Source organism: Edaphobacter flagellatus (assembly GCF_025264665.1).
GTDB lineage: Bacteria > Acidobacteriota > Terriglobia > Terriglobales > Acidobacteriaceae > Edaphobacter > Edaphobacter flagellatus.
Genome location: NZ_CP073697.1, coordinates 3,354,617 through 3,369,263, shown reverse-complemented (window position 1 = coordinate 3,369,263; position 14,647 = coordinate 3,354,617). Strand labels below are relative to the sequence as shown.

The 14,647-nt window shown below is 57.0% G+C and carries 14 protein-coding genes; 1 reads left to right on the top strand and 13 read right to left on the bottom strand.

What is annotated here, in order from left to right; genetic code table 11:
• Window positions 1–83 precede the first annotated feature (83 nt).
• From rodA to KFE13_RS13970, 11 genes are all read right to left on the bottom strand, one after another.
• A complete protein-coding gene (rodA, locus tag KFE13_RS14020) occupies window positions 84–1,184 on the bottom strand; it encodes a rod shape-determining protein RodA (RefSeq protein WP_260703729.1) in 1,101 nt (366 codons plus the stop codon).
• 4 nt (window positions 1,185–1,188) lie between these two features.
• Complete coding sequence (gene mrdA / locus KFE13_RS14015) at window positions 1,189–3,138, bottom strand: penicillin-binding protein 2 (protein WP_260703728.1); 1,950 nt, start codon at window positions 3,136–3,138, stop codon at window positions 1,189–1,191.
• A gap of 51 nt (window positions 3,139–3,189) precedes the next feature.
• Window positions 3,190–3,714, bottom strand: a complete 525-nt coding sequence (gene mreD / locus KFE13_RS14010; RefSeq protein WP_260703727.1) for a rod shape-determining protein MreD — start codon at window positions 3,712–3,714, stop codon at window positions 3,190–3,192.
• A gap of 2 nt (window positions 3,715–3,716) precedes the next feature.
• Complete coding sequence (gene mreC, locus KFE13_RS14005) at window positions 3,717–4,994, bottom strand: rod shape-determining protein MreC (RefSeq protein ID WP_260703726.1); 1,278 nt, start codon at window positions 4,992–4,994, stop codon at window positions 3,717–3,719.
• 116 nt (window positions 4,995–5,110) lie between these two features.
• Entirely contained in the window at window positions 5,111–6,274 is a 1,164-nt protein-coding gene (locus KFE13_RS14000; RefSeq protein WP_260703725.1) for an esterase, read from the bottom strand.
• A 72-nt stretch (window positions 6,275–6,346) separates the two neighbouring features.
• Window positions 6,347–6,979, bottom strand: coding sequence for an FMN-binding negative transcriptional regulator (locus tag KFE13_RS13995; RefSeq protein WP_260703724.1), 633 nt, complete (start codon window positions 6,977–6,979; stop codon window positions 6,347–6,349).
• Between the two features lie 33 nt (window positions 6,980–7,012).
• The gene (locus KFE13_RS13990; protein WP_260703723.1) at window positions 7,013–7,609 is read right to left on the bottom strand and encodes a TlpA family protein disulfide reductase; all 597 of its coding nucleotides are present in this window, start codon (window positions 7,607–7,609) and stop codon (window positions 7,013–7,015) included.
• Window positions 7,610–7,686: 77 nt separating this feature from the next.
• Complete coding sequence (locus tag KFE13_RS13985; protein WP_260703722.1) at window positions 7,687–8,058, bottom strand: cell division protein ZapA; 372 nt, start codon at window positions 8,056–8,058, stop codon at window positions 7,687–7,689.
• 21 nt (window positions 8,059–8,079) lie between these two features.
• Window positions 8,080–8,337: a hypothetical protein gene (locus tag KFE13_RS13980; protein ID WP_260703721.1), complete on the bottom strand. Its 258-nt coding sequence runs from the start codon at window positions 8,335–8,337 to the stop codon at window positions 8,080–8,082.
• A 123-nt stretch (window positions 8,338–8,460) separates the two neighbouring features.
• A complete protein-coding gene (gene pheT, locus KFE13_RS13975) occupies window positions 8,461–10,593 on the bottom strand; it encodes a phenylalanine--tRNA ligase subunit beta (RefSeq protein ID WP_260703720.1) in 2,133 nt (710 codons plus the stop codon).
• Window positions 10,594–10,648: 55 nt separating this feature from the next.
• Window positions 10,649–11,209 carry a pyridoxamine 5'-phosphate oxidase family protein gene (locus KFE13_RS13970; protein WP_260703719.1) on the bottom strand — a complete coding sequence of 187 codons (561 nt, stop codon included), beginning with the start codon at window positions 11,207–11,209 and terminating at the stop codon, window positions 10,649–10,651.
• A 208-nt stretch (window positions 11,210–11,417) separates the two neighbouring features.
• Between KFE13_RS13970 and KFE13_RS13965 the strand changes: the two genes are divergently transcribed.
• Window positions 11,418–11,771: a phage holin family protein gene (locus KFE13_RS13965; RefSeq protein ID WP_260703718.1), complete on the top strand. Its 354-nt coding sequence runs from the start codon at window positions 11,418–11,420 to the stop codon at window positions 11,769–11,771.
• Between the two features lie 41 nt (window positions 11,772–11,812).
• Here KFE13_RS13965 and pheS read toward each other — a convergent pair whose 3' ends face one another.
• Both pheS and KFE13_RS13955 read right to left on the bottom strand, forming a co-directional pair.
• Window positions 11,813–12,937, bottom strand: coding sequence for a phenylalanine--tRNA ligase subunit alpha (gene pheS / locus KFE13_RS13960; protein ID WP_260703717.1), 1,125 nt, complete (start codon window positions 12,935–12,937; stop codon window positions 11,813–11,815).
• Window positions 12,938–12,967: 30 nt separating this feature from the next.
• On the bottom strand, window positions 12,968–14,458 hold the full coding sequence (locus KFE13_RS13955) for a UbiA family prenyltransferase (RefSeq protein ID WP_260703716.1): 1,491 nt from the start codon (window positions 14,456–14,458) through the stop codon (window positions 12,968–12,970).
• Between the last annotated feature and the right edge of the window lie 189 nt (window positions 14,459–14,647).

Genomic DNA, 14,647 nt, shown 5'->3' with positions numbered 1-14,647 from the left:
AAATGAATATTTTAGCCTGTGCAAATCGCACAACAAAAACAAAATAAAGCTTTTACGAAAAACACAGGGGGGAGGGGGGCCAATCAGTTCACAAACCGGCTCATGCGGACATTCATCACGATCCCCAGAGCCAAAAAGGTGAACAGAATGGATGATCCTCCATAGCTCATCAGCGGCAGCGGAATGCCCGTAACGGGCATCAGCCCAAGGACCATGCCGATATTGACCGCAATCTGAAAGACGATCACCGCAACGATGCCCATGATGATGTAAGCGCCTGGAAGATCCGCCGCCGTCTGCGCATTCTGAATCAGCCGCATCAGGATCAGAAAGTAGATCAACAACACGCCAAGCGCACCGACAAAGCCGTGCTCTTCGCAGAAGGCCGCAAAGATAAAGTCCGTATACGGAATCGGCAGAAAGTCGCCTTGCGTCTGCGTCCCTTTGTTCGCTCCCTTGCCCCAGATTCCGCCCGACCCAACCGCAATCAGCGACTGCCGAATCTGGTAGCCCTTGCCCTTGGGATCGGCATCCGGATCGATAAAGGCTGTCAGACGTGCCTTCTGGTACGGCTTCAGCAGCTTGCCGCTCTTCCACGCAATCCCGCCAAGAACCGCGGCGATCAAAACGAGAATAACCGCCTGCTTGAAGCGAATGCCGCCAAGGAAGAGACCGCATAGCAGCACTGGAAAATACGTCAGCGACGTTCCCATATCCGGCTGCATCAGCACCAGCATCATGGGAATGCACACCAGCGCAAAGGCCTTGCCGATATCGCGCCAGCTCAGCTCGCGATTGCCCAGGTTCCAGAAGTATCGAGCCACAGCCACAATCAGCACCAGCTTGACCCACTCCGAAGGTTGAAAGTGGACGCCGCCGCCCAGATTGATCCACCGGCGCGCACCTAGCACCTTTTGCCCCACCAGCTTGACCGCAATCAGCGACAGAATGCTGATGCCATACGCCCACGGCACAATGTCGAGCAGCCGGTGATAGTCGATCGCCGACATTACGAACATCAGGAAGAGGCCAACCGCAAGAAAGCCGATCTGCTTGTGATCGAAGCCATGAAACTTGGTATGCAGCGTCGCGGACTTGATCTCAAGCACACTGATCACGCTGAGCAGCAGGACAAAGCCAAGCAACACCCAGTCGAAGTCGCGGTAAGAGGAGAGGCGGAGCATCGTGCTAGTTCGTAGCCTCCGTAGGTTTCGGCACCGCAGGCGCCGGAGCTGCCTGCGCGGTCGGCTGATTCGGCGTCAAAGGTGCAGCCGGAGCTGGCGCAGGCGTCGTAGCAATCCTAACGTTGTTCTCGCGCTTGCGCTGCTTCTCGACAAAGGCGTTGATGATTCCCGAAGCCAGCCTTGCCGAGTTGTTGCCCCAGTAACCGTGCTCCCAAAGAACAGCCACAACAATATCGGGATTGCGCCGCGGCGTCATGCCGACAAACCACGCGTTTGGAATCGTGTTCTTATTCTTGCTGCTTCTATCGCGCCCGCTGACAACGTCTGCGGTTCCGGTCTTTCCGGCAAAATCAATGCCCTCCAGGCGAGCAGCATAGGCAGTTCCGATGGGCGACGAGGTTACAGAATACATAGCATCCGTAATCGTCTCCCAGTTCTCAGGCGATAGAGGAATCGTCTTTTCTCCCGACCCTGGAAACGTCTCATGCACTGCCTCTTCCATATCAGGCGGAACTTCGTCAGGAAACACGAGATGCGGACGGTGAAGCACGCCTCCCGAAGCAATCCCCGAGAGCGCACGTGCAAGCTGAATTGGAGTCGCCGTAACGGCTCCCTGACCGATGCCGACAGAAATTGTCTCGCCTGCGTACCACTTCTCATGGAAGTTCTTCATCTTCCACTGCGTCGAAGGAACAGTCCCTGAAGCTTCATCGGGAAGGTCAACGCCCGTCTTCTGCCCCAGGCCAACAGACGTTGCATAGCGCGCAATCGTATCAATCCCAAGCCGATCCGCCAGCGTGTAGTAGAACGTGTCGCATGAATACGGAATAGCGGTATCGATACTCACCATCCCATGATTGCGGTCGCACGAGAAATAGTGCCCGTAGAAGGTTGCGCCATGATTGCAGGGCACATGCATCGTCTGTGCCTTACCCTCTTCAAGGCCCGCATACGACATGATGATCTTGAAGGTCGACCCCGGAGCCAGCTGCGCCTGAATCGCTTTATTCAACAGCGGGTGATCGGGATTGGTCAGAATCTCGTTCCAATAACTCTTTGTCAGGCGGACAGCGAACTGATTCGGGTCAAAGGTCGGCCGCGACACCAGTGCAAGAATCTCGCCGGTGTGAGGGTCCATGGCGATGACAGCACCGTTCTTGCCCTCCATCGCTTTCTCGGCTGCCATTTGAATATCAAGGTCGATGGTGAGCTTCAGGTCTTTGCCCGGCTGGGCCAGCGTTTGGCCCAGATGGCCGATCTCCTTGCCGTGCGAGTTCACGATCACATCACGGCTGCCATCCACACCGCGCAGCAAAGAATCATATGTTGCTTCCACACCTGACTTTCCGACCACATCGCCGGGTTGATAGAAAGCATACTTCTCTTTGTTCAAATCATCTTCTGAGATTTCACCGACGTAGCCGATCAGGTGCGCCGCGAAGCCATCGCGAGGATAAAGCCGTCGCTGCTCTTCCAGCGTTTCCAGTTCGGGCAGTTCGTTACGGTGCGCCTCGATAAAGGCCTGCTCGTCGGGAGTGATGTCCTGTTTCAACGGGATTGGCTGGTATTTGGGTGCTGCCTGATAGCGGCGCAGCACAGCATGAATCTGATCTGGCGTAATGTGCAGGCCAACAGAGATCAGCGGAATATCGGCTTCAAGGTCCTTCACCTGTTCGCGCAGAATGAAGCAGGAGACCGAAGGATAGTTGTCGACCAGCAGACGGCCTTCACGATCGAAGAGACGTCCTCGCGGGGCAAGCACGGGAACCTTGCGGATGCGATTGGCCTCGGCCAGAGCACGGAAGTTATCGGCGCTGACAACCTCCAGTCTCCAGAGGCCGGCGCCAAGAATCACGAGGATCGCCGCAATCAGATATTGCACAGCGGTCAGCTTGGCGACAGGCAGCTTCTCGGCCTTCTTGAGTATCAGCTCGGATTGGGGAGTCAGTTCCATCGTGTCTCGGGTTGCAGATGCGTGTAACGGTTAGACGTGCTCAGAGTCCTTTCACTCCGGCCGTTTGGTCAGGTCGAGCAGAAAAAAGATCGGTATAGCAACAACAGTATTAGCAAGTGCCCGAATGAGCTCATGCACCCATTGCACGTGAACTTCGGCCTGTCCGAGCAGGCGGCGATTGATGAGGAACAGAAGGATGCTGTTCAGGATGGAGAAGCCGAAATTCATGACGACGCGCGTCACCAGGCTATCGACATCGACCTGCACGCCAATGCTGGCCGCAATGTAGCCAATGACCGACTTTGCCATGCCGTTGACGCCAATGGGACGTCCGGTCAGCGCATCCTGCGCCAAGCCAATGGCAGCGCCGGTAAGAGTACCTGCTGCCGGGCTGCGGCGGGAGACGGCAAAGAAGATCGCGACGATCAGAGGCAGGTCGAGGATGTCCAGCCGCCAGTAAAGCTTCGAGAGCAGTACCTGCAGGACGATAGCGGCCACGGGCACAAGCAGGGTGACAGCTGGCGGAAAGCTATGCTGCTCGAGCTCCTGACGCGATGTGTAGCTAAGGCTTGGCATAGTTAGTTATTCGGGCTGACGGACTCCGGTTCAGGCTGGTCGCTCGAATTCGTAGAGCTTGTCTTTGGACGTGGCGCAGGCGCATTAACAGGACCGGATGGATGCCCGGCTCCTGGTGTAAGCGTCGAAGCCGGTGGAGTTGTTCCGGGGCTGTACTTGTCAGGGTGTAATGCAGGCAGCGGCTTGGGGATGGTTCCAGCAGGGTTTGCCGAAGTGGATTTGGCGACATTGGCTCCCGCAGCATTGGGATCAGCTGACGTTTCCCCGTCGTGGAGGCTGGGGAGGCGTTCAGCAACAACCTGCGAAGCGGATTGGGCCGCAGCCTCGGCTGCAGCTTCGTCAGCGGCGGCTTTGGCCGCAGCTTTTTCGGCTGCCAACTGCTGCGCGGTGGCTACTCCTTGAGCCAGATCCTTTTGTGCAGCGCCAGGCAATGTGGACTGCATGCCGGTGATGATCAGAACCTCCTCAAGCTGAAAGAGATTGGTCGCGGGCTTGAGCTGGATGATGGTATAGGGTTGATGGTCGGGGTCGGGCGCAATCGATTCGATCGTACCAACAGGCAGACCACGGGGATAGATCTGATCGCCGCCTGAGGTAAGGACCTGCTCGCCCGGCTTGATGCGCGAGTCCGGCGTGAGATTGTTGATGATGATATGCCCGGTTGACGTGCCGCGCAGAATGGCGCGGATGCGGGTGGTCGCCAGCAGAACTCCAGCGCCCGAGCTTTGATCGTTGATGACGAGGACCTGTGCGGTATGTCCCTGCACCTCACGTATTTTGCCGACGATGCCGTCAGGAGTAATCACCGCCTGATCGATCCTGATGCCGTCACTTGAGCCTTTGTCGATATTGAGCACGCGCGACTGGTCGGTTCCGCTGGTTCCGATAACCTGCGCAGGGACAGTCGAGGCGATATAGCTCTGCTGAAACTTGAGAAGCTCCTGGAGGCGATGGCCTTGCACTGCATCCTCGGCCAGCTGTGCCTGTTCAAGCCGTAGACGGGCGACCTCGTTCTGCAGGTCGCGGTTCTGCTGGCGCGTGTTTCTGAGATCGATATAGTCGGACCAGCCATAGCGAACGACGTGGCCGAAGCCGTGAAAAAAACGCTCAAAGGGTGTGACGACACCAATCACCCAGGACCGCAGCAATGTGACCTTAGGACCATCAGGTGCGCCCCCTTCGACCGGGCGGCGCACCTGGACAGCCAGACCGATGGTCTGCGCCAGCAGGACCGTGACCAGCACCAGAACGTTCTTAAACCGGATGAAGAAGGATTCCATGCGCTTCTCCATCTATTATCCCGCGATTGCGGTTATCGCGCAGATTGGCTCGCTTGGTGCATTTTGATGAATGCCTGGTGCATTGGATGAAATCTGGCTCGATCCGCCCTTCCCACCTACTTGTCGGTAAACAGCAATGGCGTGAAGTGGATGAGGTTGTCGCGCCATACCGACCAGGTATGTCGGCCCGGGGTTTCGATCTGCGTAACTGGCATCTTCTTCCCCTTGAGCCAGGTGATGAACTCGCGGTTGGGTGTAATCAAATGATCGTCGACGCCGCAGGCGATCCACAGCAGACGCAGATTGGCCATTTTGGGATCGAGCGAGGGAAACTGCGCGGCTGCATCGAGAGAATGCACGGCTGAACTGAAGCCTCCAACATAAGCAAACATATCGGGATGCGTCAGGCCGATTGTCAGTGATTCAAGTCCGCCCATCGAAAGGCCAACAATGGCACGCCCTTCGCGCTTCCGCGAGACGTTGTAGGCCGATTCCACCTGCGGCAGAACTTCGGAGAGGAGTGCCTTTTGGTAGAGGGAGACATTATGGTCGATCTTTTCCGACTGGTTCCAGACATCGTGATCGCGGACGAAAGACATATCGCCATAGCCAAGTGGCATAACGACGACCATCGGCTTGATCTTGCCCTGCGCCAGCAGATTGTCGAGGATCAGATTCGCCTGTCCGACAGCAGTCCAGCCGGACGCATCGTCGCTCCAGCCATGCAGCAGAAACAGGACGGGATAGGGCTTCTTTGCCTTCGGATCATAGTTGGGCGGCGTATAGACGTAATAATCGCTCTGGTTGTTTGCAAGCCCAAGAACAACATTGGTGGTGTAGGTGTGATGATGCACGACGCCATGAGGGACGTTGGTCGCGTCCCATGGCTGAGGCGCGTCACCCGGAACCTCGATGAGATTCGAAATACCGACGAGGTTCGGCGCAAAACGAGGATTTGCCGCATCGAGCCGGCTGCCGCCGTCGACGCTGAAGTGATAGGCATAGATCTCCGGCGCCATCGGCTCGGTAGTGACCGACCAGACGTCGGTGCCATTTTTCTCCATCGGGAGCGGCTTGCCCATTACATCGACCGAGACGCTTACCTGAGAGGCAAGAGCATCACGGTAGCGAAAGGTGATCGTGCGGTCTGGATTGACCTCGACAGAACGAACTGGAGGCGGCGGCGGAGCAGGCTGCTGGCGTGCGGGTTCTTGCGCGAAGACCGTCGTTGCGCAGAACAGGGAGATCGCTACAGGGAGATATATTTGGGCAATCTTCATACGCGAGAAAGTGTAGCCCAGAACGGCCCCACAGGCATCAACAGGCCTTTCAGAGGCTATACAAACCTGCACTCAACGTTCTCCGTTGACGAGGTCGCGCATGGCGAGGCTGGCTTCGTCCCCAAGCGCTTCGAGCCCCCGAGCGACAGAGGCCCGCGTCTGTTCATTCTGATTCTGGCTGACCTTCCACTTCCCCTCCAGCCGCTCAATCGCAAGCTCGATGCCGACGATCCCCTTCGCGATGGTTTCGACATAACCTTCGGGAGCGTCGCTGATCTTCCATGGCGTAGGCGAGGAAGCTTCATGTGTATTCGTCAACATGTTCAGGTGCTCGAGTAGCCATGTGGGGTCTTCGATAATCCGCAGCGAGCCATAGGCATGCACGACGGCGTAGTTCCACGTGGGAACCACCTTGCCGGTCTTCGCCTTCTCCGGGTACCAGTTGGGTGTGATGTAGTGCTCCGGTCCGGAGAAGATCGCGAGGGCCTGCACATCGGGACGGAATTCGCGCCACTGCGCATTCGCGCGGGAGAGATGTCCGCGCAGCGTGGCGTGGGTGTCGTCTACACGGTGAAGCACCATAGGAAGATGCGTCGCGAAGAGGCCCGAGGCCCCCATCGTAACGAGCGTGGCAAGAGGATGGGAGCGCATCAGCTGATCGAGGACCGGAACGCGCGTCTCTTCATTGAATTTGGGAATGTACATGCCTGCTTCTATTCAAGCATGAAAAAGAGCGCGTCAGTCTCCAATACCTGTCGTCTTAGGCGCCGCTTCGCGAGCAGCCTTGGCCTTTGCAATCAGCTTCTTTAACTTGCCCTCAACGTTGGAATCTTCGCCCAGCATCTCCGCCGTTAAAACGCCATCGCTGTCGATCGTAAAGTAATGCGGAATAGCATTGATGCCAAATGCATTCGACAGTGCATGATCGGCATCACGGTACTGCACCCACGTCATGCCATTCTTGGCGATGAAGTCCTTCCACTTCGCTTCGTCTGAATCCCAGCTGACACTGATAATCACCAGCGGTTCGTTTGCAAACTCCTGAGCGAGCTTCTTCATATGAGGAAGCTCGCGATTGCATGGACCGCACCATGTTGCCCAGAAGTCGATCAGAACAACTTTGCCGCCCATCTCATCCAGGTTGAAGCGAGAACCATCCAAAGCAGTGACATTAAAGGCCGGGGCCATCTTCGCCAACGAGAGCGATGGATTCTTGCCTTCGGCCATCGCGGCGACGTACTTCGGATCGGATTTGTAGCTGTCGGAAGACTGTGCAGCACCGGCGAGCGGGCACATGAGAACACAGCTAAGCGTAAAAGCAGAAAGAAGATGCATTTACAAATTCCGTAAAATCAACTGTTCAGGACAGCCGTCATGATTCACGGAGAATCGCGGAAAGATCAAGAAGAAAGTCAGCCGACCTTGCGATCTTCGAGCACTTCGTCCAGCAGGCCAGCCAGAGAACCGGCGCGGGAGCGCATCGTGACCTGCGAAAGAGAGAGGCTACCGGAGAGGCTCTCGTAACGCTGGCGCAGGGTCTCCAACTCATCAGCGATATTGAGCGCGGCCAGCACCGCGACACGCAGCGAGTCGACGGTGTTGCCCAGTGCGGAGACGGCGCGCATCTTCGAATCGACAATTTGCGCCAACTGCTCAATATAAGCGGGATCGATACCGCGTAGATGGTAGATCTGATCGTAGATCTCGACTGCGACGGACTGTTTCTCGGGCTGGGGTTCAACCTGCGATGAAGCTGTCTTTGTCGTCTGCGCTGTCTGATCCATCTAATCTTCCTCCTGGTTTCGCTACAGCAGTTCATCCATCTGTTGCAGCATCTTTTCGACACGGGTCTTTACAGTTTCGCGATCCTTCGTGAGCGTGTTGACGGCAGCCTGGGCCTCGCTGGCAACCAGGGTCTGGAACTCGAGCTGCTCTTTCAAGCTGGCGACCTCGGCCTCGGCTTTGGCGCGAGCCTCGCGCTCCTTCTTGACGATCTCGACGGCGCGCAGCACCTTCTGCTCAAGTGCCTGGAACTCGTCGACGCTGATCGCTGCTGTGGTCATCACTACACTCCTGCAAGAAATCTTCGATTCAGTATAGACGCGCAAAAGATGTGGATAACCAGACCGAAATTGGCCGGGGAACCACAATGGATGCGGGAAATTCCTTCGTAATCTTGGAAAATCTTACGCACGCTGCGTTCCGCCGAGAGCCTTCAGCGTCTCGACGATGCGCATGGACCAACTGGCGATCTCTTCCTCTCGCAAGGTTCGGTCGTGCGATTGGAAGACAGTCCGCAGGAGAAGCGAATACTGGCCCTGCGCAACGGCCTTCCCTTTCGGATCGCGGAAAATCTCCTCGGGGGTAAGACGCGTCAATTCCGAAATGGCGAGTGCGTGGATGGCTTCCGCGATGTTGCTCCAAACGATCGAATCGGCGAAGACGAACGAGAAGTCGCGCTCGACAGCCTGATAACGCGAAAGCTCGTGCGAAGTAGCACGCCGGAGCGGAAGCTCATAGAGCCGTACCAGATCGATCTTCGCAAGATAGACAGGCTGACGTAGCTTGCGAGCCTCCTTCGAAGACGATGCCAGTTCGCCGAAGTATGCAATCGGCTGATGATTAAGAAGCGCGCAGGCGCTACGGCCAGGCTCGAGCCATGCCGGGGTGTTCGCCGTCGTGAAGGAGAGCGCTGCCTCGCCACCGGGAAGAACGAACAGTGATGTGAGCGATTCGATCACGCCCTTGAGCTCGAAGATTGGCGCATCGACGGCTGGGTACAGCGGCGTCGGACGCACCTCAGCCGAGGTCATGCCGAGCGAGAGCTGCTGGCTCTCGTGGACCTCGGAGACATAGCCGGCATCAGCCGGAATCGTTCCGGTAAAGACCTGTCCGTGCTCGAAGAGCCGCACCTCGCGAACGTCGCGGTTGAGATTGTGCGCGAGCATCGTAAGCATGCCCGGAATGAGTGACGGACGAAGGAGCGAGGCCTCCTCGGAGAGAGGGTTCTCCATCGCTACAGTCTTCTTTCCTGCGCTCATCTCGGCGTCAGTACCGTAGAAAAGGTCAGCATCTTCGCGGCTCGCGAAAGTGCTGGAGACGGCTTCGCTGAAGCCAAGCTGCAACAGACGGTTGCGGACGGCATGCTCGGCGGCAGCAGAGGGATAGTCAACGACCGGTAGTGCCGTTGGCAGCGTGTTGGCGAAACGATTGTAGCCATAAACACGGGCAATCTCTTCGATCAGGTCGATCTCACGCTCAAGATCGAGACGCCATGACGGCAACTTGACGAGGTAGACATCAAGGCCATGCAACAGCGGTTCGCAGCCCAGCGAGGCAAGATACTGATGGACGATTTCCGCAGTGATTCCTTCGGGATCGAGGGTGGTGCCAAGATGGCGGCGCACCTGCGCGACGGCAAGTTCGATGGGTACGCGGTTTGCCGTTCGGGCAGCGACATCGGGATCGATGACATCCACAAGCTCGCCTTCGAGTTTCCCGCCTGCCTCAAGAATCAGTTCGCAGACAAGCGCGTTGGCCAGAGGAGCGGCGTTGAAGTCGGCTCCCCGCTCGAAGCGATGGCTGGCATCGGTATGCAACAGATGTCGCCGCGAACTGCGCCGTACACTGGCCTGATCGAACCATGCCGCCTCGACGAGGATATTCTTCGTCTCAGGGGTAATCATCGAATCCCAGCCACCCATCACGCCCGCTAAGGCGAGCGCCTTCTTCTCATCCGCTACGACGAGGTCGTCGGCTTCGAGCGTGCGCTCGGTACCGTCAAGCAGTCGGAGTTTTTCGCCCCTGCGCGCCAGGCGGACGATAATGCCGCCTTCGATCTTATCGAGGTCGAAAGCATGCGTGGGATGCCCCATACCGAGAAGAGTGAAGTTAGAAGCATCGACGGCGTTGGAGATCTGCTTCTGGCCAAGCAGGTCGAAATATTCGGCGACGCGTCCCCTGCTTGGAGCGATGGTGACGCCACGCAGCACCTGCGCCGTGAAGCGCCCACAGAGGCCCTTGGCCTCCGGCGCGATGCGGACAGAGAACGGCTGATCGACAAGCGTGCCGATGGGCAGCGCAGGATGAAGCGGCGCAAGCGGAAGGTTGTAGATCGTTGCCGCCTCTCGCGCGATGCCGTAGTGGTTCATGGCGTCGACGCGGTTGGTCGTGATGTCCATCTCGAAGAGATGCCCGTCGCTAAGCTGGTGAACGCCTTCGACGGCGATGCCGCGAAGGGTGAGGTCGTCGGCCAGTTGCCGATCCGTAACAGAAAGCGTAGGGAGATAGTGGCGCAGCCAGCTTGTAAGCACTCTCATGATGAACGGCTTCTAGTCTAAATGGTGAAGCTGCCCTGATGCAGCGCAGCAGGAACTAAGAAACAGGTTCAAACATGCCTGTCGGGAAGCCGTCGATACTCTGAACATTTTTCTGCCGGCGGTACTCATCCAGCGTCGCCTCACCCTTAACCTCGGCCCAACGAGTCAGCTGGTCGCGCTCACTGACATAGTCGAAGAAGGGAACGTTCATACCACAAGAGGTCTGAACCGAATCAACATCAAGCCAGACCATCTGGCGGGCTCCGGGAGGCTCGGCAGCTGCGAAATGCGCCTTGAGGAGTGCGGTGTACTGCTCGCTGGGCCGAGGAATGATGTGGCCACGTCCGTAGAGACGCAGGATGAGCGGAGCGCCTTCGAAGGCGCAGAACATCAGAGTGAGGCGTCCATCCGCAAGCAGGTGGGCAGCCGTTTCATTACCGCTGCCAGTGCGATCGAGGTAAACGACAGAGTGCGCACTAAGGACACGCAGAGCGGCAACATCACGTGGTGAGACATTGACACGCCCGGTCGCCGCCGCCGAGGCATTGAAGAAGATATGCTGCCGCTCGATGAATTCGCGATGAGCCGGCTCGATGCACTGGAATAGTTTTCCCATGGTACTTCGCCCCTTAGACAAGTTTACCTGTCATGAGCCGCGAATGTAGATTGCGCACGATCGACTCTGACCGTGGAGTGTCGAAGTCGAAGTAACTATAACTATTGTTTTTACAACTATTGTTCCCGCCTTCGCCTGGGTGAGGTATGCTTCGTTGAGCGAGCACAGGGCTAGTGCTTGCTCAACCTACCCAGGAGAAGATCACGCTATGCGCTGGTTGCTGCACTGGATTCTGAATGCTGTCGCCCTATTAGTTATCGCCCATTTCGTTCAGGGCTTCGATATCAGCAATTTCGTCTCGGCGTTGATTGCCGTCATCGTGATTGGTTTATTGAACGCAACGCTGGGACTGCTGCTGAAGTTTGTCACACTACCGTTGGGGATTCTCTCTTTCGGCTTGTTCTTTCTGGTCATCAACGCGGTGATTCTGTATTTTTCGGCTAAATTTGTGCCGGGATTTTCCGTGACGACCTTCAAGGCAGCATTTCTTGGAGCGCTGGGGCTAGCCATCGTTCACTTGCTTTTCGGATTTCTCCCCAAGCCGGCCAGCGATTCGAACTGAACAAAAACTGGCATGATCGAAGCGATCATGCCCATGCTTATTTAAGCGAACTGCTCTAAAAACCGCATATCGCCTGAATAGAACTGACCGATATCGGAGACGCCATGCAGCATCATGGCTATGCGTTCGACGCCCATACCGAAGGCGAATCCTGAGATCTTTGCTGGGTCGTACGCATCGTCGTCAGGATTTTTCTTGCGACGCTCCGCTGTAACCGCCGCGAATACCGCCGGATCGACCATGCCGCAGCCCAGCAACTCGATCCAACCTGAATGCTTGCACTTGCGGCAGCCTGTGCCTCCGCAGAAGATGCAGGAGATCTGCACGTCGGCTGAGGGCTCGGTGAACGGAAAGAAGCTCGGGAAGAAGCGCGTCTTTACTGCCGAGCCAAAGAGCGCCTTCATGGCGTGATCAAGCGTTCCTTTAAGGTCGGAGAAGGTGATGTTGGTGTCGACGCAAAGCCCTTCGATCTGATGGAAGATGGGCGAGTGCGTTGCATCGGCGGCATCGTTGCGATGCACCTTACCCGGAATCACGATGCGGACAGGAGGCCCCTGCGCGATCATGGTGCGGATCTGCACGGGCGATGTGTGCGTGCGCATCAGCAGGCGGTCGCGCGAGGGCCGCGCTTGCTGGTTGGCGATCTGCAGGGTGTCCTGTGTGTCGCGCGCAGGGTGATTGGGCGGAAAGTTGAGTGCCTCGAAGTTATAGAAATCGCTCTCAACCTGCGGGCCAAGATTGGTGGAATAGCCCAACTGGTGGAAGACACGTACGACCTCATGCATGGTCGAAAGCAGGGGATGAGCGATGCCTGGCTGTCGCGCCGTACCGGGCAAGCTAATATCGATTCCCTGAACATTGGTTTCTGCCCCGGCCTTCGCTGCGACCGCTCCTGATTCCAGAGTCTCTTCGATCTGCTGCTTGAGCTGATTGAACCGGATGCCGAGAGGCTTGCGTGCTTCGGCAGGAGCGGCCTTAAGCCAGGCATCGGAGATAAGCTTCAGTCGCCCCTGCTTGCGGCCGAGCCAGTGAAGGCGAAAGTTTTCCTGCGCTTCGGCATTGGCAAGAGCCGCGGCCTGCTGGCGGACTTCGGCCGAAAGTGTGGCGAAAGCGGCTTCGAGCGAAGGCTCGTCATAGCTGGAGAGCTGGGGAATCGTATCACTCATTGTCTGCTTCAGGATAAATGAGATGCGTCATTACAGAGCCGAGAGCACAATCAATAGGACGACCGCCCCAAGGAGCAGGCTGCGGCGGTCCGTGATGGCGTAGACGACCGGGTCTTCATCAAGTTCTCCGCGCGATGCCTGGAGCCAGAGACGGCTGATCCAGAGCAATAGAACGGGAACCAGCAGCCAAAGGCGCTTGGTGTGCGTGTAGAGCTGGGCTGCATCGAGGTTCGAGATATAGAGCGTAAGGACGGCGACCGAAACATAGCCGGAGGCAGAACCGAAGCTACGAAGCTGCTCTACATCGGAGATGTGATAGCCACGCCCCTTGGACATAACCCCGCCCCGCTCACGCAGGTTTTCGAGCTCGGCGAAACGCTTAACGAAGGCCAGAGAGAGAAAAAAGAAGATACTGAAGCTTGCAAGCCACGTAGAGACATCAACTCCCGTTGCGGCCGAACCCGCAAGGATTCGGATGGTGTACAGACCGGAGAGGACGATGACGTCGACCAGTACGGCACGCTTGAGCCGTAGCGAGTAGGCCAGCGTCGTGACGGCATAGATCGCCAGCCAGGCCAGAAAGTGATATGGCCGGACTAGTGCTTTTGCTGGAGAGATGTGCGCAACTACCGCGGGCAGCGCGATGGCAATAGCAATGGAGGCAATCAGGAAGGCAACGATGACGCCGACGCCCGAGATTGCCGAGAGATCGCCAGAGGCAAACGGTCGACGGCGTTTACGTGGATGGATACGGTCGGCCTCGATATCCAATAGATCGTTCACGATGTAGGTGGCTGAGGCACAAAGCCCAAAAGAAAGGACCGCCATTCCCGCCGCTGCAAACAGGGCCGGAGACAGGGCATGTGCCAGCAGAACTGGCAGAAAAATAAGGATATTCTTGGCCCACTGGTGAATACGGATCGCTTTTGACCAGGCCTTCAAGGAAGAGGTCTTCTCAGAAAACGTCCGAACCGGGATGACGTTTGCCCTCCGCAACGCTGCGCTCAATGCCGGAGTCGGGTTCGCCACCATGGGTTCGCGGCAGCTTCGCAGGAGCGGGAGGTCAGGAGATGCATTGCCGATGTAACAGAAATTGTCCCCAAAGGCCTGCTGAAAGGCGGCTAATTTGTTATTTCCTGCAAGATTCTTTGCTCCGTCTGAGGCTAAAACGCCGTCAAACAAACCAAGATGGTCGGCGACGCGCCGGGCCAGCGCTTCGTCTGCAGCTGTAGCCAGATAGATAGGACGCCCCTTTGCGTGCTCCTGCTCGAGATATTGCAAAAGTTCCCGGTTGTAGGGCAAATGGGCTACATCCAGTGACACGGAAGCTGTTATGTGTTTCTTAAGAGAGGCCTTACCTTCCATCAACCACCCCGGAAGCCTGAGCAGGAGTGCAGGATGCTGGCGTGCGAGGGCAAGTGTCGAATCGACAAGAGTATCCGATTTGACCAACGTGCCGTCGAGGTCAACACAAAGCACCGGGGAGGTGACAGGCGCGAGCACGGTGTCGGAGATAACCAAAATTGTGTTCCTTCCCTAGGGAGTTAAGTTCTTTCTACCGGTGGGTTTCGTCGATATTATGTCGTTTTAGTGCAAGGAACGACGAAACCTTCGCAACCTTCTATCCGTCATTATCATTTATTCTGATGTTTCCTCCGAGCGGTAACATCCTCTGTTTCACAGATTTCATCAACAGCCTGGTTAGTTAAC